Source organism: Streptomyces sp. NPDC016845 (assembly GCF_044332585.1).
Classification (GTDB): Bacteria; Actinomycetota; Actinomycetes; order Streptomycetales; family Streptomycetaceae; genus Streptomyces.
Map to the genome: position 1 here is coordinate 1 of NZ_JBIRPI010000047.1, position 21,360 is coordinate 21,360.

Genomic DNA, 21,360 nt, shown 5'->3' on the forward strand with positions numbered 1-21,360 from the left:
CGCCGACCAGGCGACGGCCGAACCAACGAACCTGAACACCCGTCAACCCGCCCTGACCAGCTGATCAGCGACTCCCGAACAACGGGGGAACCTCAACGGCCCCAGTACGGCTCTTTCTGTCTGTTTCCGGCGTGCCGTCATCCTGTTCGGTGCTGCATTGGAACAGGACCGCGCCAGATACCAGGGGGATGCCGTGGCTGCTTTCGCCGAACTGCCCGAGCAGGCGGCCGCCGAGCTCGAGAGCCGCCTGCACGACATTTTCGAGCTTGGCCAAATGATGGCGGTCACCGCCGATGAATCGGACCTCGCCGAGCAGGTGGTCGCCACGGCGCTGGACAAACGCGGCGGCATGAACCTCGTACGGGTCACCGCGCGGGCCCCCGCGCACCGCACCGCCGTCATCGACGCGTTGTGGGCGGCCCTCTTCCCCGGCCGCTGGCACGGTGCCCGCCCCCGCATCCTGTCCGAGGCCGAGCGGGACATCGACGCCGAACTCGACCGCCGCACCCGGCCCGTCCTCCTGGTCGGCGACGCGCAGCAGCTGCGCGGCGGGGGCTGGCAGTGCCTGTACGGGACCTGGCGTGCCGCCGCCGACCGTTATCGTCCCCTCCCTTTGATCTGGACCGGCACCACGCGCCTGACCACCGTGCTCCAGCGTCCCGCCCTCGACAGCATCGACAATCGCATCTACCTGCGCTACCGCATCGAACCGGCACACGGGCAACGGCGCCCCGCCCGGTGACACGACGGCACACCTGGCACAGGCACGCAGCACCGGTCGCGCACCCCGGGCAAAATCGGCCCCTGGCTGCGCTCATCCGTTTCCGCGTCACCAACGGCAGCAAGGCTCGGTACGGGCCACGCAGTTGGGGTTGCGCTGCCTGCCGCTGTGGAGGCAGCGCGCACGAGCGCATCCATCCGTGCGATGTATCGCTGTCGCGACCGCGAGTGACTGCCCATGATGAGTTCCACCGCGGGACGAGACGGTGAGGTGGGATGTGAACGGTTCGGACAAACGCGCAGATCTGCGCTGGGTAACGGCGGTGCGGGCTCTCGACAGTCTCCATCGCGCAACTGCATGGCTGCGCTGCGCGAGCCTGGCCGTGTTGTGGGCCTCCCTGGCCTGGACGCCGGCGTTGGCGCGTACGCATAGCGTCCTGGCGCTCCTGCTCGTCACCGCCGGGACTGTTTTGTCCGTCCTTCATGCCTATCCGGAAGCCAGGGCGCGCCTTGAAGAGGCCAGCGAGCGACTGCCTGGGCTTTACCGGCTGTTCGATCACCTGGACGGCACGCGGGGGCGGGCATCCTTCAATCTGCCAGGGCTGGCCGAGGGATTCGGCATGGCGGTGATGGGGCTCGCGCTGGTCGGCCCCTTCGGTCCGCACGGCCCCGGCGCCTCGGTGATGATTGTTCAGCTCTCCGCCGTCATGATGTTCGTAACTCTAGTTTTCATCAACATTGTGTGCGACGCGGGCTATTACGCACCGCCTCAATACGTGAAGGTGGGTAACGACCGGAGCATGGGCGCGGCGGACCGGCGACTGGTGCTGTTGCGGCGGCTGATACCCGTCGGCGCTCTGCTGATCGCAGGTGGGCTGTTCGTACCCGGCTGGACGGTCTCTCTCACGGCCGTGCCCCGTGCCGCGCGGGTATGCGTCGTGCTCGGTGCCGGGGCGGTCGCTGTTGTGTGGTGGTCCTTTGATCGCGTCCTCGATGCGGCGGTCACCACTGCAGTTGATATCGAGCGCGTGGTACGCGATGAAGCGTGCCGAGACCTGCACAGCATGTCTAAGACGGGGGTCGCCATGGCCGTCGAGGCCGAACAGAGCGACCACTACGAGCGCGCCGAGGTACGCGGTCTGCTGCGAGACGCACTCGTGCGGATCGAGGAGATGCGGCTGGACTGGCTCGATCCGGGGAGGGGGCCCGGGGGGACCGTGGGAACGTTATGGGATGCGGTGCTGTGCGTGATGGGGAACGAGTTGCGCGAGCGCTGCACGTTGGAGCCGGGGTGCGCATCGCTCGCCCTGCCGTCCACCGACTACCAGCTCGCCCGCCGTGTTCTGTCCGACCTGGTGGCCAATGCCGTTCGAGCCGGGGCGGCAAAAGTGACGGTGAACGTGTGCATCGGCCGCACGTTGAACGCCCAACGCGAAACGGCGCTGATCCAAATCACTGTGGCCGACGACGGACCAGGGATGAACGCGGACGCGCTGGGTCGCAACAGCAGCCTCGTCGTCCTGAACCGGGACTTGGACCGCTACCAAGGACGCATCAAATTCGCTGCACGTGAAAGCGGTGGCACCAGAGTGGACGCGCACTGGTCCTCTCGACAACCGGCCGAGGAGTGGCCGACCCGAACAGACATCCCGAAAGGTGAGTAAACGATGCGTGTACTCGTGGTCGACGACCATTGGATCGTCGAATCGGCCGTTGCCCGAGCCCTGGCTCCCGCTGAGCACGAGGTGATCGGCGTGCGGTCCCCGGAGAGTCTGGGCAAGCTGTTGGCCACCGACCGGGATTTCCAGCTGGCCCTCGTCGATCTGGACTATCAAAAGGAGTCGCGGCGGTCAGGGCTCGCCGCGTTAGAGATGTGCAGCACGGCAGGGGTGCCGGCTGCCGTTATCACCTCCGACGGCGAGCAGAACCGACTCCTGCACCTACTGGCCGCATTCGAGTTCTATCCGGACACCCTCACCCTGCTGTCCAAGAGCAACGCTGAGAAGGACTGGCGGGACATCGCCACCGCGGTTGCCTACGGTCATCATCCGAACCCGAAGGCATCGACCAGGTTCCGACCTCCGCGCCGCGGCATCTCCTGGATCAACAGCCTCGTCCGTCAGTCGGATGAGCTCGCGCTGTGGCGCGCGGCTGCCAGTTACGACCGGCACGCGACAATCATGCAGGCGACTGGCATCCGGTCGCGCGCGCTGTCGAAGTTCCTGGACAGGGCCGCAACGGCCGCACACCGGGTGCAGCACGAATTCTTCGATGTCGCACCCCCCGAGAACCAGCCGGAGGCGGGAACCCGCAACAAGCCCCTTCAAGTAGTGACCGGCTTCGCCAAGGCCTATGCCCCCTTTTTCGACGACCCAGATGTCGAGCGTCTGGTGAACGAATCATGGGGAACCGGGGCGCGGCAGGAAGGCCAAGGCCGAGCGGCGGGAGTTCAGCGCCGCAAATCACGCCTCGGGAGACGGAGTTGACGATGTCGGTCATAGACGACTGGCGGCCCTTTGTGGCATCCGCACTCGAGCACGGGCCACTGTGGGCGTTCCTGAGCGCCTTCGCCGTGAGCCCCGGTGTTCCCGCCCTGCTCGCTCTAGTACTCGAGCGGCGGCTACTACGCCCACGGTATGAGTTCGCCGCCTTCCTCTATGGAGATCCGGCGCTGGCCGTATCCTGCGCGGCCGGTGTCTGGCTCACCGGCCCCCCGGCCGCCGCCTCAGTGCCGATCACAGGATGGCCAGCAGTGGCGATGACAATGCTGCCCTTGCTGTTCGGCCTGTGGCAAGGGCGGTGGGAGATGCGCGCCGGTCTTTACACACGCGCACAGGTACTGTCCCCGACGAAAATTTGGCATCAGATCGTCGTCTACCCGTTACTGACCTATTTGGTCGGCAGTGCCCTCCTGAGGGGAGTGGCGGCAGGTGCCGGGAGTCCGATGCGGTGGATGGCGCTCATCGTGATGGCAGGCGGATTCCTGTTCTGGATGGCAGCCAATGCCCATGATCGCCGCCATCCAAGTACGGGTCACCTCCCGTACGACTGGCGCCGATTGAGGCCGCTGGCCTCGATGGATGCAATGGTTCGCGCGTCCACCCGCGAGCCCTGTCCCGATGTCGCGCGAAACAACGCCACTTGGGACGCAAGCGAACGCTCCTGAACTGGCAAAACAATGAATGCTCACATTCGCCTCGTCGGCCATCGTGATCGTGGTAGCAATCACGATTACGCGGGGAGGTGACATGGAGACGTATCTGCTGGTGTTGGAAGTCATCGGGGTCTATCTCACGTTCGCGGTAGCGGTGCGTGAGGCATGGCGGCGGAAGCGCAAGTGATCCCCGGATCGTACCTGGGGCGCCGAGCCAGTTATCTGATCCACGCGCACGACGGCGGGGCACACCGAAAGGTGTGCCCCGCCGTCGTGCGCGTCCGTGTTGCACGTACGCTGCTTCGTGTCGCTGCCCAGGGCGTTGCGGGCAGTGAGGTCGATCAGGCCGATGTTGGCGCCACCGGACCGGACGCGTTCGCGCAGCGCGGTCCGGCGGAGGTTGTCCTAGCCGACAATGGCGAGGTTGCGGCCGAAGTTCTCGTGCAGGCCGGCGGGGACGGAGGACTTGGCGGAAGCGCTGTTGCCGCGGGCCACGATCAGGCGCGTGTCCCTGGTCCCCACGGTGTCGTGCGCTGTCTCAACACCGCGGCTCAGCTGGATACGGTGCTCGTGAAAGTGCTTCCAGTCCATGAACAGGCGGAATCAGCGGTGGGTTTCCAGGCGCTCCGCGTCAGCGGGTTCTTCGCCGCGATGTATGCGGGCGTCGCCGGATTCCACGAGTTTCCGCGAGAGCGATTCGGATGTCGTCGACGGCCTGGTCCGTGGCGGTAGCGAACTGGTCCAGGGAGGTGAGGGCCTCCTCTGATTCGCCCAGGTCGCAGCAGGACGTCCAGGGATCCGGTGAAGGCGGGCTGGCTCGCTGAACACCTTGGTGCCACGCAACGTACGCAGCCAGACGCGACGAGCTCGCACGAACCCCGCCCACGCCTGGTGTTCGGGGGCGACGTGCAGCTGCTCACGGAGGAAGCCGCGCAGGATGCCGACACGGGCGCGGCCCTCCAAGACCTGCAGTCCGGCGGGGTCAGGACGGTGTCGGTCGATGAGGAGCGACGTGCGCAGCCACGTCCCGTGGTCTTCCCATTGCCGACCGACCTGTGGGGGCCACACCGTGACCCAGTGCACCGGGTTCTCGGCAAAGTGCTCGATCAGTCCGGCTTCACTCTCGCCGGTCGGCATCGTGTGGAAGTCCGCAGTCGGGATCTTCTGCAGCGTCCAGGTAATCGCGCTCAGCTCGAGGTAGCCGTGATCGGGCACTGGGATGTGGAGGGTGGGGGCGCTGTGCTTGCCGGCACGTTGATTCCGCTGCCCGGCCAGGTGCACGATCCTGGTCGCGGTCAGGGCCTTGCGGCAGAAAAGAAGAAGAGAGTGGGGTGGACCCGGTGTCCAAAGCCGTTCCCGGAGAGCCCGTCTGGTGGGATGAGCGCACGTGGGCGCACATCGAGCAGTCACGGCGGGCGGTTACAGCGCGACAGTGGGCGGCGCAGAAAAGGGCTGCGGCCACCGACATGCGGCTGCAGGCGATCTCGATGCGGGAGCACGCCCGGGCCATGCGCACCGCCGGCCTGCCCGACACCGCACCCTGTGGGCCGGACAGTCCCGAGGTCGTGGTGCAGCAGCGGGTGCAGGCGGCCGTGGTGATCGAGCAGGCCAAGGGGGTGCTCGCGGCCCGCTTTGCGTGCACCGTCGAACAGGCTGGGCGCCTGTTGCAGGAACACTGCCGCAGAACGGGGCAGCTGGCGGCGGTCCTCGCCCACCAGGTCGTCCACCACCGCATCCTTGAGCCCTGAGGTCGGGCCGGGGCGTCCGTTCCGGGCAGGGGGTCTTGGGCGCGGCGCTGGGCGTAGGTTGAGCGGGTGAGCGAGGGGAACGCCGACAAGGCGTGGCGGCGGGCGGCAGCCGCCCGGGAGCGTGCCGCTGCGGCGGGCGCGGCGGCCGACCGCATGGAGCTGCTGGCCCGGCAGAGCGGCTCGGAGATGTTTCAGGAGCTGGCCGCGCGGCAGCGGGAGGCCAGGGCCCGTCACCTCGCCGCCGCCGAACTGCAGGAGACCTACGCCCGTCAGGTGGACGCCTGGTCCCTGCGCAGGCAGCAGGACCGCCCCCGCCCGCCGTTCGTGCGCGGGGTCGCTGCGGCGTGCGGGGCCAGCGGCGGCGCGCTGGTGATGCTGGACGCGGAGCGGCGGCAGCTGGCGGTCACCTCCTCCGACGCCCGCGCCGCCCAGGTGCAGGAGGTGGAGTACGTGCTCGGCGAAGGCCCGGTCGGCGAGGCGGCGGTGAGCGGCCGCGCGGTCGCCGCCGCCGGCCCCGAACTGGCGCAGCGCTGGCCGAACTACGCCCGCGGCGTCTTCGGGCTCGGCGTGCGGGCCGCCGCGGCGGTGCCGCTGGCCTGCGCAGGCACGCGGCTGGGTGTGCTGGCCGTCTTCGACGAGGCCCGGCTGCCACCCGAGGCCGACCTCACCCGGATCGCCACCGCCCTCACCACCGACGTCCTGCTCGGCCCGGACGGTGATCCCCTGCTGTATGGCGACATCGATGTCCTGGACGTCGTCCACCAGGCCACCGGGATGCTCCTCGCCCACGGCGCGCGCACCCCCGCCGACGCCCTCGCCCTGATCAAAGCACGCGCCTTCCGTGACGGCACCAGCAGCGCCGACATCGCCCGTCAAGTCGTCGACTGCGGTCTGCGGCTGACCGGCGAGGCGCCATAGCGGCCGCCCGCACCAGCGGTGTCGTCACCGCGGGGTGCGGACGCCCGCTAGGCAGACGGACTGGTGTCCGCGCCTGCATACGCAGAAGATGTGGACGCCCCCGGGAGGGCCGGTGAGTGGTGAGGGCCCGCCGTGACGTGCATAACAGCCAGGCGTTGAACGTCAGCGAGCGCACGTCCACCCTGCCCTGGGAGACCGCTCAGGTGAGGGCCCGGCACCGGCCGCCTCGACCCGGCTGGGGTGCACACCGCCGGGCCCCACCACCCCGGCAGCAGCGGCCCGGCACCGGCCGACACCCTGCTGCCGCCTCGCCCGCCCCGACACCGCCACGCCTCCCAGCGGGAGAAGAGCCGAGACGAAGTTGGCGATCTCAGTCGTGCCGGGCGTCCCAGACGGGCCCAGAGCCGTCAGCCCTCTCTCCTGCGGCCTTGTTGCCACCGTGCGAGCACCGCCTCCATCCTCTGGCGCTGCGCCCGGCTCCGGGCGACCAGCTCCCGGGCGCGGCGGCGCAGGTGGGCAGAGCGTTGCCGGGTGGCCTGCGCCCGGCGCCCCGCCTGGCGCAGGGTTTTCTCGCCATCGGCGTCGGCACCGGTGTTCGTCTCTTCCATACGCTTTCGTCCTTCGCCCGGCGGCAGCTACAGGTGGGGCCGTGCCGCCGCGTTCCGCATCCGGTCAGGTGTTGGAGCCTGCGTCGGTGTGCCGGCGGCTCGAGGTGCTGCCGTGCCAGTCCAGCACCATCACCGTCGCATCATCGGGCAGCTCATTCTGATTGGCCTCGCGTACCGCGTCGATCAGCGCCCGCACCACCTCACGCGGATGCTCATCCGCGGTGTGCTCAAGGAGGGCGGGCAGGTCGACGACCGCGCTGCCGCGCTCCTGCATCCCGTCGGTGAGCAGCACCAGACGGTCTCGTGGCGCCAGGGGCAGCGACTGGGTCTCGTAGTCGGCCGGGGCGGGGATGCCAAAGGGCCGGTTGACGGCGAGCGGAAGTTCACGCACGTGTCCGTCGCGCAGGAGCAGGGGCCAGGGGTGGCCGGCGTTGACGAGCTGGCACTGCCCCGTGTCCAGGGCGATGCGCAGGAGTTGGCCGGTGGTCAGGCCACGGTCGTAGCGGGTGAGCGCCTGGTCGGCGGCGTGGGCCTGCCCGAGGAGACCGGCGTGGGCGCGGCGGGCCTGGCGCAGGGCGTTGACGGTGAGGGTGGCAAGGAGTGCCGAGTCGGTGTCGTGCCCCATCGCGTCGGTGATGGACAGGTGCAGCATGTCCTGGTCCAGGCTGTAGTCGTAAGTGTCGCCGCCCACCCGGTCGGCCGGGACCAGCGCGCAGGCCAAGGTGAACTGGGCGGCCTCGCAGCAGGACGCGCTCGGCAGCAGCTGGTGCTGGATTTCCGCGGCCAGCCGCGTGTGGGTGGTGCGGCGGCCCCAGTGGTAGAGGTCGGTGAAACGCCGGTCGGTCACCACGATGTAGGCGAGCGCGTGCGCCGCCCGCGCCACCGCCTTCCGCACCGTCTCGTCGCCGTTCGCGACGACAAGCTCCAGGACACCGATGCAGTCGCCGCGGTTGGTCACCGGCGCCACCAGCCGCACCCCACCCTCCGTCTCCTCCTGGAGCAGCTGCTGGTTCTGCAGTACGCGTTCGTAGCGGCTGCCCGGCAGCCGCAGCCGCTCCGCCTTTTCCACCGGCTCCCCGGCCGGCCCCGCACGCGGCAGCCGGACCACCTGCTGACCGACCAGATCAACGAAGACGAACGACACGTCACAGGCGCCGTACCGTTCTTCCAGGTTCCGGGCGACCACGTCGACCGACTCGCACGGCGCGGCATCCTCCGCCGCCGCCAGCAGCTCCTCCAGGCCCAGCCCGTCACCCGACACGGCGGTCGCCTCCCGCCGACCCGCCGCGGGCCTGCCGCTCGCGGCGGGCCCGCAACTGCCGCTCCAGCTCCGCCTCGACCTGTGGGGGCAGGATGCGGGTGTAGCCCCACTGGGTGAGCAGGAACGCCACCCGCCGCAACTCGATGTGGGTGTGCACGGAGATGTCCCGCAGCATCTCCCACGCCCGGCCAGGTGGGACCTGGGCGACGGCGACCAGGACACCGAGCGCCCGGTCCATCTCCCGGTGGGAGTCGACCGCCTCCTTCAGCTCGGCGATCTCGCGCTGCAGCACGGCCACCCGCGCCTCGACATCGCGCAGCTTCACAGCATCAGCCCGGGCCGCTTCATCGCATGCCAACTATTGCCTCCGGGGTCACGGGGGGGCAGCAGTATCAAAGACCACCACCGTCCCCGCGACCCGGCATGCGGTGTAAGCACCCCGGCCCGGCCAGGAAAGGAGGTGCGCACCGACGGCCCACACCCCGGACCGGAATCCCGGCTCGGCCGGTGTCGGCCCGGGTGAGGGAGGCTGATAACAATGGGGCCGTGCCGGAAGCCAGCAAGCCCCAGAGAGCCAACCGTTTGATGGTCACCAGCCACGACGAGGGTGAGGTGGCCGTCGCGGCGGTGCGGGGAGCAATCGACTACGACACCCGGCCTCCCCTGCAGGAGGCACTCGCCCGAGCCTGCACCCGCGCCCGCACCCCGGCAAAAGTCGTGGTGGATCTGAGTGCCGTGCCGTTCCTGGACTCCGGCGGCGTTAACACCCTTTTGATCGCCTACCGCGAGGCCACCGGGACGGGCGGCTGGCTGCGTCTGGCCGGCGCGAGCGCCGCGGTGCTCCGCGTCCTGGACCTGGTCGGTCTGGACTCCGTCATCGACGTGTACCCCACCGTGCAGGCCGCCCTCGCCTGACCAGGTCTTCTCCTGCGGACTGCCCGGCTTCGCTCCCTGTGGCCGGTGCACGCGGACGCCCGGGGCGGGCCGAAGTCGGGAGAGGTGGTCCCTCCGGCTGCGCTTCCGAACCGAAGGGACCGGGGCGGACGCTGTGCGCACCAGGTGCACGCCCGCCCGGCCACCGTCTCCCCTTTTACATGCCCTTTACACCTGAGTCTCCGTGGCCCTGAAGGCTGGTTCTTCTGCCTGGCCGCATCCATGGGTGGCGCCGGTACGGAGGATCCTGGTGGGGTGCCCGTTTCTTGCGAGGCATCGCGTTGACGGCGGCCCAACCTGCGGGGATGTGCGACGCGTTGAGCGTGGTGTGGCACTCCTGACCGGAGTGCGTCCAGGGGCGGGTCTTCCGGCGAGGGTCCGCCCCTGCGAAAGAGACCGGGCCGTCTCGGCAATCGTCAACGATTCGCCAGGATGCGGCTGCGCGTCTTTCGCTGCTGAAGGCGGCGCTCTACGCTCGATGCAGACAGGCTGGCCGGTGTGATGCCGCCGCCTTGAAGGTTCCCAGCCCCCGGACCGTGTCTGTTGAGACGGCTGGAGCCGTATCGCCGACGACACGACTCCAGCACCGGCCCTCTGGGTGTCGACCGTCCTACGAGGCATCCCGCTTGCCTCGCGTCCGTCCAGAGGGCGCCTCACCCGCAGCAGGCAAGCACCGCTGCGCGGGCCCCGGGGCCACTGCGCCCGGGGAATGCCACCAGCCTCCCACCGCCGCGCCCGCCTGTCTGCCAACCGCGTAGCCGTATAGGGGGCGCTTTGGCGCTTGATCTCACCTCGTGCAGGTGTCTGCGCGGGAGGCCGGCGTCCGTGCGCCCGCCGGTCGGCCGCGCCCCGGCTCGAAGACATCACTGCGAGCACACAGGTGCCGATACAGCTCGGTGCGCACGTTGACGGGCAGGACGCCGCTCTGGCCCCACCGGACGGTCAGGAGCGCCACCCGCCGCAGTTTGATGTTCAGACGCATCAACACCTCCCGCAGCACATCGAACGCGTCGGCGGGCGAGATGCGCGCCACCGCGATCAGGACACCGACCGCCCGGTCGACATCCGCATGGGAGACGACCGCCTCCTTCAACTGCGCCACTTCCCTCTCCAGCTCCGCCACCCGCGCATCGGCATCAGGCGGATGCGAGTCGGCAGGCTGCTGCGCTTCCTCGAACGTCACCTCGCGCCTCCGGGGTCCTGGGGGGCATCGGCGTCAATCTTCCTATCGCCGTCCCGCCTACCCGGGCCCCTGCGTCTGCACGCCCGCCGTCCCGACCACGGCCGCGTGCCCATCCCCTCCCGTCGCGGCCGGCAACCGGCACATGTGGCCCTGCCCCATCCTGCGACGGCAGGACCACACGATCCCTAGGTGCAGCGCAGGTACAGGGTGTCGAGGCCGTCCCAGCCGCGTTCCTGCAAGCGCAGGTCCAGGCGCAGGGCGGGCTGGGAGACGATGACCAGCGCCTGCGGCGGGCGCAGCGTGCGCGCGAGACCGACCAGGGTCGCAAGCGCGCTGTTGGAGAGGTAGTCCACGGCGGTGAGATCGACCGTGATCTCCTGGGCCCGCTGGGCGCATTCGGCAACCGCGGTCGCGAGGGGGACCTGGTGGGCGCCGACGACTTCGCCGAACAGCCGCACCCCCTCCTCGCGCTGCAGCGGGGTGATCAGACAGCGGTCGTCGACGAAGAAGTTCTGCATCCGGGGTCCTGGGAAGACGTGCACCGCGGGCCCGCAGGGACAACGAACCCTGAGGGGGAAGGCTGGGCTGTGCAGGCTTGAGCGGTGCGTATGAGGCGGGCACGGAGACCCCCTTGGCAGCCGCTGGCGTGAGGACCCGTCCACGGGCCCGAGAGAACGCCGAAACCAGAACCCGCCGCGCTGACGACGAGGCAATTCACGGTCCACCAAAGACGCTACTCCCCCCACGGGACCGGACGACAGCGCTTACCGGAAGCAGAACGACCCCGTACGCGCCCCCCGGCTCCGCCCCCCTCACGGCACAGCCCTGCTCCCCCAACGGCGCGCGTCCGAGCCGCCAACGGCTGTACACGGTACGGCAGTTAATCCCCTGTTGACCGAGCACAGTGGGCTGCCTCCGCTGGACTCAGCTCACGCGCGTGACGTCCACGACCGGATGCCGTGTGGTGCCCGAAGCCACCTCGACGACCGGGCCGTGCGCCACGGTGGCGTAGCTGTCGCCGGACGGGGTGTGCTCTCTGCGTCGGGCCGTCGGCGGCAGGCAGGTGGGCGGCGGCCTGCGCGCGAGCGCCGGGGGAAAGGGGCTAGGTGAGGGCGGTGCGGCCGTCGGGGAGGCGCACCGCCAGGTTCTTGGGGCGCCTGCGGGCGCCGGTGTAGCCGATCACGACGGCGTGGACCGGCTCACTATGCCGCACCTTCCGCCACGACCCGTCCGGCCGGTACAAGCCCGTTGTGCGCTTGGCGACGATGCCCTCCACGCCCTGCTCGGGCAGGACGTCGAACCAGACGCGTGCGATGTCGATGTCGTCGGTCGCGGGCACTGCCTGCAACGGCGGGCCGAGCGGCTCCAGAACGTCCTGGAGCGCTGTGCGCCTTTCAAGGTACGGGCGGCCGCGAAGGTCCCGGCCCGCGATCATGAGGCAGTCGAACGCGGCGTAGGAGGCGGGGTAGCGGCGCATCAGGTCGGCCAGGCGCCGGCCGCGGGCCGCAGCGCGGGAGCGACCGCGCCGAAGTCGGTCTTCCCATCGCGCCAGATGACGAGTTCGCCGTTTATGTGGGCTGCCATGTGTGTCTCAGGGACGACTTGCCTCCAGGAGGCGGTGTGCGAGGTGAAGGAGATCGGCCAGGTCCAGCACCTGTCCACCGAAGCCCGGTAGGGGGACATGAAGTGGCTGGGTCCAGTGGGCGGGGATTGCGTCCAGTCCGTAGTACGCCCCCGCGAGGCCTCCGGTCACCGCGGCGACGGTGTCAGTGTCACCGCCGAGGTCGATCGCCGCGCGTATCGCGTCTTCGAAGCTGGTGGTGGTGCGCAGGGCCCAGACGGCTGAGCCCAGACAGGGCCAGACGGCACCGTTGAACTCGGTCGCCTGCTCGGGGTGCCAGTCGGGCGCGAGGACGGTCGCGTACCGGCCGCGGTGGTCGGGGTGGACAAGAGCCAGGACGTCCGGGAGCGCGGCGAGGGGGTCAATGTCCTCGAACGCGACACAGATGAGCTCGTGGAAGATCGCGGTGCCTTCCCAGGCCGCGCGGTCCCCGTGGGTGAGGGCAGCGATACGGCGGGCCGCCTCCATGGTGGCTCCTTGGCCGGCGGCCGCGAAGTGGACTGCGGAGGTCGACGCCCGCATCAAGGAACCGTTTCCCGCCGCTCGTTGGTTGACCTGGAAATGGATCGCGGCGGCGAGGTCCCAGGGCATGCCGTTGGTCAGGACATCTTCGGTCTGCAAGCCGATGTCCTTCGGCTCTGATGCCGCCCACCGCTGGAAGCGGGCGAAGATGTCCGGCAGATCCAGCCCGCCCTGCTCCAGCAGCGACTCCGCGACCAGGACGGCCATCTGCGTGTCGTCAGTGGCCTCGCCGGGGTCCCAGCCACCACCTCCGCACATCTCGCCACCGGCACCAGGCACGGGAAACCGCGCAGAGAACGCTCCCTGGGGGCCAAACTCGAAGGGGGCGCCCAGAGCGTCACCCACCGCTGAGCCGACGACCGCGCCGGCCGCTCGCTGAATCCGCTTCATTCGCGCAGGTTATCCGGGCCGTACCAACGGCCGCACGGCCCGATTGCCTTCCTCGGCTTCCCGAACCATCGGAGGCGAACGCGTCTCGTCTATGGAGGTGCACCGCCTGAGACACCTTGGGTCTGAGACGCCCGTACAGGTCACATAACGCCATCAAGGATCGTGCCGGGCGGGAGCTCCATCGCGCTGGTGGCGACGTCGAGCCACTGCGCGGCGACATCCCGGCCCGAGCGGGTCTGGATACGGACACTCTCGCGCCGCCAGATCACCCCCGGTCCCCGTCCTTCTCCAGACTTCGCTGTGTCTCACGAGACACATGGCCACCGGCATGGCGGCGCCTGGACAGGCGCGGCTCAGCTCCGGTTGCGGCAGAGGGGAATTGAGACGGCGAGGTCCTCGTCGAGCTGTGTGACCAGGACGTCGGCGAGGGGCGGGACGTACCGGGTGGCCCATTCTTCGACGGAGGTCAGGAAGGCGACAAGCTGAGCCTGTACGGAGCTCAGGAGTGCGGGCAGTTGGGCCAGCGGCAGTTCGATGGGGAGGCCGTCCGGGTGCTCCGCGTCAGGCCACAGCCGGACGGTCGTCCCGGTGTGCTCGATGCGCGGCGCGGGGTCGTGGCCAAGCCAGGGCTCTTCGCCGTCCATGAACTCCAGCCAGTCTCGCCAGTTCTCCAGGCCGAAGCAGCAGCCGGGCGGTGCGGTCACTCCGGTCGAGGTCTCCCGGATCCGGATGCCGCCCGGAGCGATGACCTGGTCCGTGCTCAGCAGTTGGCTGACCTGCCCCGTGCTGGTCTCGGGGCCGCGGGCCGGGGCCTCGTCATCGCTGGTGTTGTAACTGGTCAGGACTGCCATGGCGGTGCCGATCTCTCGCCCGGACAGTCGGCCGGACAGGGCCAGGAGGTGGTCTGTGGGCGAGTCGGCAACGGGCCACAGCGCGAAGTCGGCGGCGTCGTAGGTCTCCAGGACGGCTTCCATGATCAGCACGCTCCCAGTGTCACTCGTCAGACGGTGGCTATGCCCCGCTACTTCTGGGCAGCGCCCACGTTCCTACCTCTGCCGAGGTGCACCTGGATGAGACATCTCATGGCGTCTGGAGAACCGTCCAGCTTCGGCTCGTACCACCAGCCGCCCCCGGTCGGCAGGGTCGAGACCTGCTGCGCCAGTGCCACGTCGACCGGGTACTCCACACGCCCACCCTCTCCCCCGCCCGGCGCGGCCGCGCGCGAGGCTACTCCGCCCGGCCCGAGCCGCCCGAGTGGCTGCTAGAGGTGGGGCTGACCGGACGCTCTGCCGTCTACGTCCACGCGAGTACCTGTCACATGGCGGGCAAGCGCTCCCGCCCCATCAATGCCGCCCAGGCCCGCAACGCTCTGGATCACGGGCCGGTGCCTGCCTGCCCGCACTGCCGGCCGGGCACCGCGCTCGGTCTCGGCACCAGAGCTCAGGGGCGCGGCGCCTGTCCGCACCGCGATGAGACCGGACGTCACCGCAGAGGGGCAGCCGCCGCCTACGGGACGTGTCCGCGGGGTTCTCAGACGGCTGAGGTCATGTCCTCCTGCGCGAGGCCGGCTGCTGGCTGTGACATTGGGTGAGGGAGCCCCTCCTCGCTCGCGACCATGATCGATGGCGGCGTGTGGTCACTCGGTCGCGATCACGTGGACGCTGCCCAGGTCCTCGATGGGGCGGTGCGGGACGTATCCGCGTGGGCGGATAGTGAAGACATCGGCGCGGAGCCGTTCCGGGCGCATCAAGAAGGCCGCCCAGATGCCTGCAGGCTGAGCTTCTTCGGGGATTCCGGGTTGCTGGAAGCGCCCTTCGAGGACCACGAAGTAGCAGGGATCGGGTACAGACCGCACGCCGCCTGGTTGCAGAAGTCGGGTGGCGGCATCGCGGGTTGTCGCCACGACACGGATGCGGGCCGGCCGCGGGTCGCCGTGTCCTCGGGACCAAACCAGAGCCTCATCACGGATGCGGGCCAGGACAGACGGAGTCAGATGCTCGTTGGTCATATCGCCCCCCAGCGGAGAAGCGCACCTCACGGGAAACGGCTCCTGGTGGCATTAATGGTCTGAACTGGCCCCACCTCAAATGGCCCCGAGGTCCGGCGTCAGTTGGCCCCGGGGGGAGAGGCGGACGGGCTTCAGCTCACGGGGCCGTCGGGTCGGCAAGGGTGGTGAGGTCCTCTGCGTTCTCAGCCGTCCGATGCAGAAATGAAGCGACAGCCTCAGGGAGCAACGGGAGGGCAGCTAGGGCTGCGGAGGTATGCGGGATTTCGTCGAGCTGGTAGGTGCCATGAAGCGGGTCGTCGATCTCCGGCCCAGTCCGGCTGCATTCCGACCAGCTAGTGATCCGGGCAAGGTAGACGTGGTCACGTTGGTGGGTATCGTCAAAGGTCAACAGTCGGCCGAGGATATGTGGGGTACTTGCAGTCTCTTCGTAGACCTCGCGGGTCAGCGCTGCGCGCAGGTCCAGGTCATCGGGCTCAACGTGGCCGCCGGGCAGAGTCCAGTAGGGGGTGCCGCCGGGCCAGGTGCGGCGGATCAGTAGCAGCCAGTCGACGGGAGTGAGCAGGACCGCGCGGACGCACTCGATCATGTGGATCCGAAGACGATGCGCGCCCGGCCGCGCGGGGAGTGCTTGCCCACTAGGCGGCGCTGCTCGACTCGCGCGCAGGGAGGCCGGCCGATACGCGGAGGTCTTCCCAGTCCGCGCACGCATCGAGGTCGACGCCTTCAGCGGCCAGGCGCTGAAGGACGTAGGCCACGCCGGGGTCGGACAGTACGTGCTCGCGGGCGTCGGCGCGCAGCGCCGCTTGCTCGTCGGGGTCGAAGACGAGGTGTGCCATGGCTGTCCTCTGGTCGCTTGAGTTTCCACGGTAGCGAGGCCGGGAGCGGCCTGTCAGGGCTCTGGCGAGCCTCCTGCTGACCCTGGAAAACCGTAGCCCGCTACGGGGGGCGCGGGCCTACGGGGTTCTCTCAGCGCTACTGATCGGCGCTGCTGTCGGTCAGGCTAGCTTCGAACTGGCCTATCATCGCCACCTCGTACGCGGTGTGCCCGGTCCGGTCCGCGTGTTCCAGGCACCACTGCTGAGCCGCGCCCCCCGAGGTGGCATCGGGGCTGGGCTCCAGACAGGTCAGGCACGTTGCCCGGAAGCGGTTCGGTGCCGGTGTCTCGCGCAACCGCCACGGCGCGAACGCGAACTTGCGGCGGATCATCCGTCCTCCTCCCGCTCCCCGTCCTCGATGGCCGGAGGGGTCAGACGGGCGCCGCGGCTGTCGGCCACGCGCAGCACGTCCCCCAGGGCCTGCACCGCGATGCCCAGGGAGCGCCGCAGCGCCTCCGTTCCCGCCTGCGGATCGGCGAGGACGGCGCGGGCCCCCTCCAGGACGAGAGCGCCGTCGGCGAGCTGCCCGTCCTCGATGCGGTCGGCCAACCGGCCCACCACGCTACGGCCGGACCCGAGCCGGTCGGGGTCGGTAGCCAGATAGCAGGCGTGCCCCATCTCGCTCTCCCATGGCAGTATCCGCAGCCCCCGAGCGACCATCGGAGCGGCGTTCGTCCGGTCGTTGTTCACGAGGTCCTCACCTCCAGCGCGAGACCCCGGGGCACGACGTGCAGCGTGCGGCGGCGGGCCGCCCGCAACTCCATCCGGCGCTCATGCGCGACGACGTACGGGCGCACGAGACCGCCCTCCTCACCGCCCATGGGGGCGGGCGGCGGGGTAGCAGCGGTGGTCGCGGCGGTGGGGGGTGTCGGGCGCGTATCCGGCGTTCGGTGGCGTCGGGTAGCGGGGGTCAGCAGGCGCAGTGCACACCGCCAATGCGGGCCGTTAGCTTGGAACATGTCGTCAACCTCCGTGACTTGTGCGGTTGATGACCACACCCCGGGGCCGTTCGCGCGGTCGCCGGGGCTCTCGTGTGGGTCTCTTCATGCAAACGCGGGTGATCGATGGGGGAAGGAGCCTTCCGGGGGGGGCCAGCAGGGGGCCAGACTGGACGGGAGAGGGGCCCCGGGTGGACAGAGGCGAGCGGCGACGGCACTTCGGCGTGTATCTCGCGGGCCTGCGCCGCGCCACCGGCAAATCGCAGCGGCAGGTGGCCGCTCTGCTGTGCGCGGTCTCCGGGACGCAGTCCGTCACGCGCACGGAGGTCTCGCGCTGGGAGCGCGGCCGCCGCGTCCCCGACGTCTGGCTGCCCTGGCTCGCGCAGCTATTGGCCGTGCCGCTGCGCGAGCTGGAGCAGGCCGCCGCGTACGCCCGCGGCGAGGAGTGGGCCCGCCTGCCCGGCCCTGCCGCGTCCCTGGTGGCGCTGCTGCCCGAGGGGAACCCGCTGCACCCAGGAGCGGATACTCGAGGACGCCGCGTCGGGGCGACGGAGGTCACCGCGCTCGCCGGGCGGGTCCATGCGCTGCGCCTCGCCGATGACGTCCTGTCCGGCGGCGACCTCATCGACCCCGCATTTTGGGAACTGGGCACCGCCCTCGCCCTGTACCGGGAATCGACGTTCACCGAGGACACCGGGCGCGGCCTGCTCGTGCAGATCGGGGAGTTGAGCCAGATCACCGGCTGGATTGCCTCCGACGCCGGTCGTCTGGCCGACGCGGAGCGCGCCTACCGCATCGGGCTGGACGCCGCCCGGCACGCAGGTGACGCATCGCTCGCGGGGAACCTTGCCGGGTCGCTGGCCTATCAGTGGTCGAACAACGGGCGGACACGCGAGGGCGTCGACCTGGCCGAGGCCGCACTGCGCGAGGCCGAACACGCGGCCGCGCCGGTTCGGGCGCTGTTCGCCGACCGGGTGGCCTGGGCACATACCCGCGCGGGCACCCCCGAGGGAACACAAGCCGCGATGGAGGCGCTGGGTCAGGCGCACGAGGCGCTCGACACCCCGAGCGATGACGAGCCAGCCCCGCCCTGGGCGTACTGGGTCTCCCGCGAAGAACTCGAAGTCATGGACGCCCGGGTCTTCACCGAGCTGCGCCGGCCACTGCGCGCAGTGCCGCTGCTGACCGACGTCCTCGCCCGCTACGACGCCACCCACGCACGCGAGCTGGCGCTGTACCGGTCCTGGCTCGCCGTCGCCCTGGCCGACGCAGGCGAACCCGAGCAAGCCGCGGACGAGGCACGGCGCGTCATCGCCCTCTCAGGCGACCTCTCCTCACAGCGCACAACCGACCGGACCAGGGACGTCCTGCAACGGCTGACGTCGTACGCCTCTGTTCCCGAGGTCCGATCCGTCCTCACGGATCACGGGCACCTGCTTCCAGCCGTCTGACGAGGCTGAGAACCCGTATTTGAACGCTGCGTCCGGGGCTGTTGAGGCTGGGTGAAGTTCCGGTGGCGGGGAGCTTTGGCCTTGGGTTGCAGTGGGTCTCAGAGCAGAGAAGCCTGCCCGGGGAGGCCGGCGTCTCGTTGTCGGCGAAGTGGTTCCGCCGCGCCTCGGTCTTTGGAGGTGGGTGTGATGCCCGCTGAGGGGACGGTCGGGTGTGTGACCCGGCGGCGTTATGACGAGATCGTGGCTGAGCTGCGGGACGTGGTCGAGCAGCAGACCACGGGGCAGTTCCGAATCGGCGATAAGGCCCTGGAGATCGAGCCCACACGCTCTCAGGGGGGTGCGCCGGGCGATGCGGCGTTCTCGGTGCAGCGGTCGTTAACGGAACTGGCTGAGGACATCGGGTTGAAGTTTTCCACGGTGCGCAACGCCCGGTGGACGGCGTCGCGGTGGCCGCAAGAACACCGGCAGGCGGGAGTGTCTTTCACGGTTCACCGCATCCTGGGAGCGATTGAGGATGAGGAGGAACGGTTCGCCGTGATGCGGGTGCCGCCTGAAGGAAAAGGCCGGTGGACCGTGGACAGTGCCAACCGGCGAGTGGGACGACAGGTCGAGAACCCCATCTCACCGCAGGAGAAGGTGAGCGCAATCCACTCGCTCGCTCAGGACGACGATGTGGCCGCACAGATCACCGGTGATCTGCTGCGGCGGCCGAAGGTGGCGACCAAATTCCCGGCAGAGGAGAAGGCCCGGGTGATCGAGGAGTTCACCCGGGACGAGTCGATCGCCGCCACCGCGGCCACACACCTGCTGCGCAGGCCCGATGTCGCCTTCAAGGCCATGGGAGATGACGGCGCCCGCCAGCAGGTCAATCACGCGCAGGTCGCGCGGGGCCGCCAGGCCCGCCAGGAGTTCGAGGAGACGCATGAGCTGGCCCCTGCCATCAGACGCTTCGAGCGCACGGCCGAGTTCCTTGACCTGATCGCGGCCTGCCACGCGTTCGTCGCCAAGGCCGGACGCACCGTCCCCGGCCTGCGCGACCGGCGGCTCGGCGAGGACGAACGCGACCTGGTGCACGAGCGGATCGCACGTGTCCGCGCCGCCTGCGACTGGATCGAGCACGCCATCGACACCGGCGAGGTGGACATGGACACCGAGCTGGCCCGCCTGCTCACCGAGGAGTAGACCGTGATACGGCGCTCGGGCCCCGGGCGGCGCAAGGGAGATGCCGCCCGCCGCCATGCCGAGTGCATTTACCGGATCCTGATAGAGGCGCGGCCGGCTGGGCTGCGCACTCCGCAACTGCTGGCCGCCTGCGAACTCTCCCGCTCGCAGGCCGAGGCCGGGCTGGCGATGCTGCGCGACATCATCACGGAGATGAACTGGCCGCCTCTGATCTGGACCCGGGTGGACGGCTATCAGTTCACCGCCGATAGCGACGAACTGGAACGGTATGAGGTGGCGTGGCTGCGGGTGAAGGTGACCGAGGTGCGCCGGTTCGTCACCGCCACCCTCGCCCCGAACGCCCGCCTGGCCCCGGATGACAAGCGGGTCCGTCTCCTGGTCACGCATCTCACCTCGGTCGAGGCCGCCCTCGACCTGATCGCCTGAACCCCCTGTTGCCCGGCCCCTGGCGGGGCCGGGAGGAAGGCGCTCGTCATGCGTCCGCGCCGCTACCCGTCCGACACCACGGACGCGGAATGGGCTCTGGTCAAGGATCTGTTGCCACGGCCCGCGTGTCAGACCCGGTCCGGGGGCCGGCCCGAGACCCATCGGCCACCGCCGACAGCGCCGCAGCGGCGAATGTCGCGGTCACTATCACCAGTCCCAGCAGCACTGTCTCCATGGCAGCGCATTCTTCCCACCGCCCTGGACGCGGGCCGCAGCGAGTGCCAGGCCGCATACAACCGCCTGCACGACTCATGTCGTGAAGGAAGTCACCTGGCGCGGCCTTCACGGAACCTTCTGCAATCAAGGAACGGGCCCGTACGCTGCGAGCATCGTACGAACGGCTGGACCGACCGGCTCCAGGACGCCGTGCTTGCTGTGGGGACGGCCACCACGGCCTCCCACCTGATCGTCGCCAGCCGCCCCCCGTCGGCGCCGGGCGACTTCCGCATAGCCCTCGGCAACCGCTGCGCACCCGTGGTCGCCGGGGGCTTTCCCCCGTGGACCGGACGGGGCCCGGTCAGTGGAGGTTGAGCTTGCTCAGTGCGATGGTCCAGTCGGTGGCGATGGCCTGCTGGGCGGCGGATGACGGGGCCCATCCGCAGGGCCCGCCAGACGGTCAGGCCAGGGATGACCCAGATGACCCACATGATATGTCCATGGCGCGCAACCTATCCCCCTTCAATCCTGCCGGACCTTGGCAGTGACCAGCGGATCTTGAGGCCGTACGGTCTGAACGTGACGAGCACGCATGAGGTACATCACGCCTCTCGGCACGCGCCAACAGCCGTATCTATGGGAGGACTTCGCCCATGCTTGCCTCGGCACCAATCGCATACCTGTGGCTTACCGCGCTCGTGGCACTTCTGCTGGGCTGGGCACTGATCTGGGTGTGCATACCCGTACGCAAGGTCCGTATCTTGTGGCCGATCGTCTGGGCCGGAGGAGGACCCCTGTTTCTCCTGGTGCTTCACCTCCGGGGACACTCGGTCGCTTCTGGCCTGGTGCTGTATGCAGGCGGGCAGGTCGCCGTGGCCGTCAGCACCCTGCCCATGCTGCTGACAGTGCGGCGATTCATGCGTGCAGAGGGAGCCGATCCCGCCCGGCCCGGCATTGTGTTCCCTCGGTGGCAGAGGGTTTACCTAGGCGTGAGCATGTGCGTCGTTATCTTCGGCGCAGCAGTCCTGTCCTAGGCAACCAGCCCAGTCGGACGCACCGAAGTCAACGCTGGGCTACCCGAACGACGTGGCATGTCGGCCTCAGAAGCAGGTTCTGAGCTTGTTCTTTTACCTCTGGCCTCGAACAGGGCCTCGCACATGAGTACTTACCTGGGCATTCGCCGGACAGGCGGACGGCCCCCGCGTG

The 21,360-nt window shown here is 69.5% G+C and carries 25 protein-coding genes and 1 pseudogene; 11 read left to right on the forward strand and 15 right to left on the reverse strand.

Features of this window, described 5'->3' with window-relative positions; all coding sequences use genetic code 11:
- The first annotated feature begins 193 nt into the window (after positions 1 to 193).
- The 4 genes from ACH4RC_RS41320 to ACH4RC_RS41335 all read left to right on the forward strand — a co-directional run bounded on the left by ACH4RC_RS41320 (position 194) and on the right by ACH4RC_RS41335 (position 3,886).
- Positions 194 to 742, forward strand: coding sequence for a hypothetical protein (locus ACH4RC_RS41320; protein ID WP_398210017.1), 549 nt, complete (start codon positions 194 to 196; stop codon positions 740 to 742).
- Between the two features lie 256 nt (positions 743 to 998).
- Positions 999 to 2,384 carry an ATP-binding protein gene (locus ACH4RC_RS41325; RefSeq protein WP_398210019.1) on the forward strand — a complete coding sequence of 462 codons (1,386 nt, stop codon included), beginning with the start codon at positions 999 to 1,001 and terminating at the stop codon, positions 2,382 to 2,384.
- Positions 2,385 to 2,387: 3 nt separating this feature from the next.
- Positions 2,388 to 3,206 (forward strand): hypothetical protein, encoded by an 819-nt coding sequence (locus tag ACH4RC_RS41330; protein WP_398210022.1) that lies wholly within the window; start codon positions 2,388 to 2,390, stop codon positions 3,204 to 3,206.
- A gap of 2 nt (positions 3,207 to 3,208) precedes the next feature.
- Positions 3,209 to 3,886 carry a hypothetical protein gene (locus ACH4RC_RS41335; RefSeq protein WP_398210024.1) on the forward strand — a complete coding sequence of 226 codons (678 nt, stop codon included), beginning with the start codon at positions 3,209 to 3,211 and terminating at the stop codon, positions 3,884 to 3,886.
- A 303-nt stretch (positions 3,887 to 4,189) separates the two neighbouring features.
- On the opposite strand, the pseudogene ACH4RC_RS41340 reads toward ACH4RC_RS41335, so the two are convergent.
- Positions 4,190 to 4,465: pseudogene (locus tag ACH4RC_RS41340) on the reverse strand (kinase); the annotation flags it as partial.
- 12 nt (positions 4,466 to 4,477) lie between these two features.
- Complete coding sequence (locus ACH4RC_RS41345) at positions 4,478 to 5,089, reverse strand: hypothetical protein (RefSeq protein ID WP_398210026.1); 612 nt, start codon at positions 5,087 to 5,089, stop codon at positions 4,478 to 4,480.
- A gap of 116 nt (positions 5,090 to 5,205) precedes the next feature.
- Between ACH4RC_RS41345 and ACH4RC_RS41350 the strand changes: the two genes are divergently transcribed.
- Positions 5,206 to 5,622 (forward strand): ANTAR domain-containing protein, encoded by a 417-nt coding sequence (locus ACH4RC_RS41350; RefSeq protein ID WP_398210029.1) that lies wholly within the window; start codon positions 5,206 to 5,208, stop codon positions 5,620 to 5,622.
- Positions 5,623 to 5,688: 66 nt separating this feature from the next.
- Entirely contained in the window at positions 5,689 to 6,540 is an 852-nt protein-coding gene (locus ACH4RC_RS41355) for an ANTAR domain-containing protein (protein ID WP_398210030.1), read from the forward strand.
- Between the two features lie 407 nt (positions 6,541 to 6,947).
- On the opposite strand, the gene ACH4RC_RS41360 is transcribed toward ACH4RC_RS41355, so the two are convergent.
- From ACH4RC_RS41360 to ACH4RC_RS41370, 3 genes are all read right to left on the reverse strand, one after another.
- Positions 6,948 to 7,148, reverse strand: coding sequence for a hypothetical protein (locus ACH4RC_RS41360; protein WP_398210032.1), 201 nt, complete (start codon positions 7,146 to 7,148; stop codon positions 6,948 to 6,950).
- Between the two features lie 64 nt (positions 7,149 to 7,212).
- Positions 7,213 to 8,409, reverse strand: coding sequence for a PP2C family protein-serine/threonine phosphatase (locus tag ACH4RC_RS41365; protein WP_398210034.1), 1,197 nt, complete (start codon positions 8,407 to 8,409; stop codon positions 7,213 to 7,215).
- Complete coding sequence (locus ACH4RC_RS41370) at positions 8,399 to 8,734, reverse strand: ANTAR domain-containing protein (protein ID WP_398210037.1); 336 nt, start codon at positions 8,732 to 8,734, stop codon at positions 8,399 to 8,401. Before ACH4RC_RS41370 ends, ACH4RC_RS41365 begins: the two co-directional genes overlap by 11 nt.
- Positions 8,735 to 8,955: 221 nt before the next feature.
- Here ACH4RC_RS41370 and ACH4RC_RS41375 point away from each other — a divergent pair, with 221 nt between their 5' ends.
- Positions 8,956 to 9,324: an STAS domain-containing protein gene (locus tag ACH4RC_RS41375; RefSeq protein ID WP_398210039.1), complete on the forward strand. Its 369-nt coding sequence runs from the start codon at positions 8,956 to 8,958 to the stop codon at positions 9,322 to 9,324.
- 805 nt (positions 9,325 to 10,129) lie between these two features.
- Here ACH4RC_RS41375 and ACH4RC_RS41380 read toward each other — a convergent pair.
- The 5 genes from ACH4RC_RS41380 to ACH4RC_RS41400 form a co-directional block, all read right to left on the reverse strand.
- Positions 10,130 to 10,525, reverse strand: coding sequence for an ANTAR domain-containing protein (locus tag ACH4RC_RS41380; RefSeq protein ID WP_398210042.1), 396 nt, complete (start codon positions 10,523 to 10,525; stop codon positions 10,130 to 10,132).
- A gap of 185 nt (positions 10,526 to 10,710) precedes the next feature.
- Complete coding sequence (locus tag ACH4RC_RS41385) at positions 10,711 to 11,043, reverse strand: STAS domain-containing protein (RefSeq protein ID WP_398210044.1); 333 nt, start codon at positions 11,041 to 11,043, stop codon at positions 10,711 to 10,713.
- A gap of 584 nt (positions 11,044 to 11,627) precedes the next feature.
- Entirely contained in the window at positions 11,628 to 12,002 is a 375-nt protein-coding gene (locus tag ACH4RC_RS41390) for a hypothetical protein (RefSeq protein ID WP_398210047.1), read from the reverse strand.
- A 114-nt stretch (positions 12,003 to 12,116) separates the two neighbouring features.
- Entirely contained in the window at positions 12,117 to 13,058 is a 942-nt protein-coding gene (locus ACH4RC_RS41395) for an ADP-ribosylglycohydrolase family protein (RefSeq protein ID WP_398210050.1), read from the reverse strand.
- A gap of 353 nt (positions 13,059 to 13,411) precedes the next feature.
- Entirely contained in the window at positions 13,412 to 14,032 is a 621-nt protein-coding gene (locus ACH4RC_RS41400) for a hypothetical protein (protein WP_398210075.1), read from the reverse strand.
- Positions 14,033 to 14,325: 293 nt separating this feature from the next.
- On the opposite strand from ACH4RC_RS41400, the gene ACH4RC_RS41405 reads away from it, so the two are divergent.
- Positions 14,326 to 14,649 (forward strand): DUF6233 domain-containing protein, encoded by a 324-nt coding sequence (locus tag ACH4RC_RS41405; protein ID WP_398210052.1) that lies wholly within the window; start codon positions 14,326 to 14,328, stop codon positions 14,647 to 14,649.
- Between the two features lie 45 nt (positions 14,650 to 14,694).
- Here the strand turns inward: ACH4RC_RS41405 and ACH4RC_RS41410 are convergent, their stop codons facing one another.
- From ACH4RC_RS41410 to ACH4RC_RS41430, 5 genes are all read right to left on the reverse strand, one after another.
- Positions 14,695 to 15,066 carry a hypothetical protein gene (locus ACH4RC_RS41410; RefSeq protein WP_398210055.1) on the reverse strand — a complete coding sequence of 124 codons (372 nt, stop codon included), beginning with the start codon at positions 15,064 to 15,066 and terminating at the stop codon, positions 14,695 to 14,697.
- 136 nt (positions 15,067 to 15,202) lie between these two features.
- Entirely contained in the window at positions 15,203 to 15,652 is a 450-nt protein-coding gene (locus tag ACH4RC_RS41415) for an NUDIX domain-containing protein (protein ID WP_398210058.1), read from the reverse strand.
- Positions 15,653 to 15,701: 49 nt separating this feature from the next.
- Positions 15,702 to 15,902, reverse strand: a complete 201-nt coding sequence (locus ACH4RC_RS41420) for a hypothetical protein (protein WP_398210060.1) — start codon at positions 15,900 to 15,902, stop codon at positions 15,702 to 15,704.
- 136 nt (positions 15,903 to 16,038) lie between these two features.
- Positions 16,039 to 16,272: a hypothetical protein gene (locus ACH4RC_RS41425; protein ID WP_398210063.1), complete on the reverse strand. Its 234-nt coding sequence runs from the start codon at positions 16,270 to 16,272 to the stop codon at positions 16,039 to 16,041.
- Entirely contained in the window at positions 16,269 to 16,631 is a 363-nt protein-coding gene (locus ACH4RC_RS41430; protein WP_398210065.1) for a hypothetical protein, read from the reverse strand. Before ACH4RC_RS41430 ends, ACH4RC_RS41425 begins: the two co-directional genes overlap by 4 nt.
- Before the next feature lie 439 nt (positions 16,632 to 17,070).
- Here ACH4RC_RS41430 and ACH4RC_RS41435 point away from each other — a divergent pair, with 439 nt between their 5' ends.
- The 3 genes from ACH4RC_RS41435 (at position 17,071) to ACH4RC_RS41445 (ending at position 19,938) form a co-directional block, all read left to right on the forward strand.
- Positions 17,071 to 18,330, forward strand: coding sequence for a helix-turn-helix domain-containing protein (locus ACH4RC_RS41435; protein ID WP_398210068.1), 1,260 nt, complete (start codon positions 17,071 to 17,073; stop codon positions 18,328 to 18,330).
- 186 nt (positions 18,331 to 18,516) lie between these two features.
- On the forward strand, positions 18,517 to 19,512 hold the full coding sequence (locus tag ACH4RC_RS41440; protein ID WP_398210071.1) for a DUF6192 family protein: 996 nt from the start codon (positions 18,517 to 18,519) through the stop codon (positions 19,510 to 19,512).
- Between the two features lie 3 nt (positions 19,513 to 19,515).
- Entirely contained in the window at positions 19,516 to 19,938 is a 423-nt protein-coding gene (locus tag ACH4RC_RS41445) for a RacP protein (protein ID WP_398210073.1), read from the forward strand.
- The last annotated feature ends 1,422 nt before the right edge of the window (positions 19,939 to 21,360 follow it).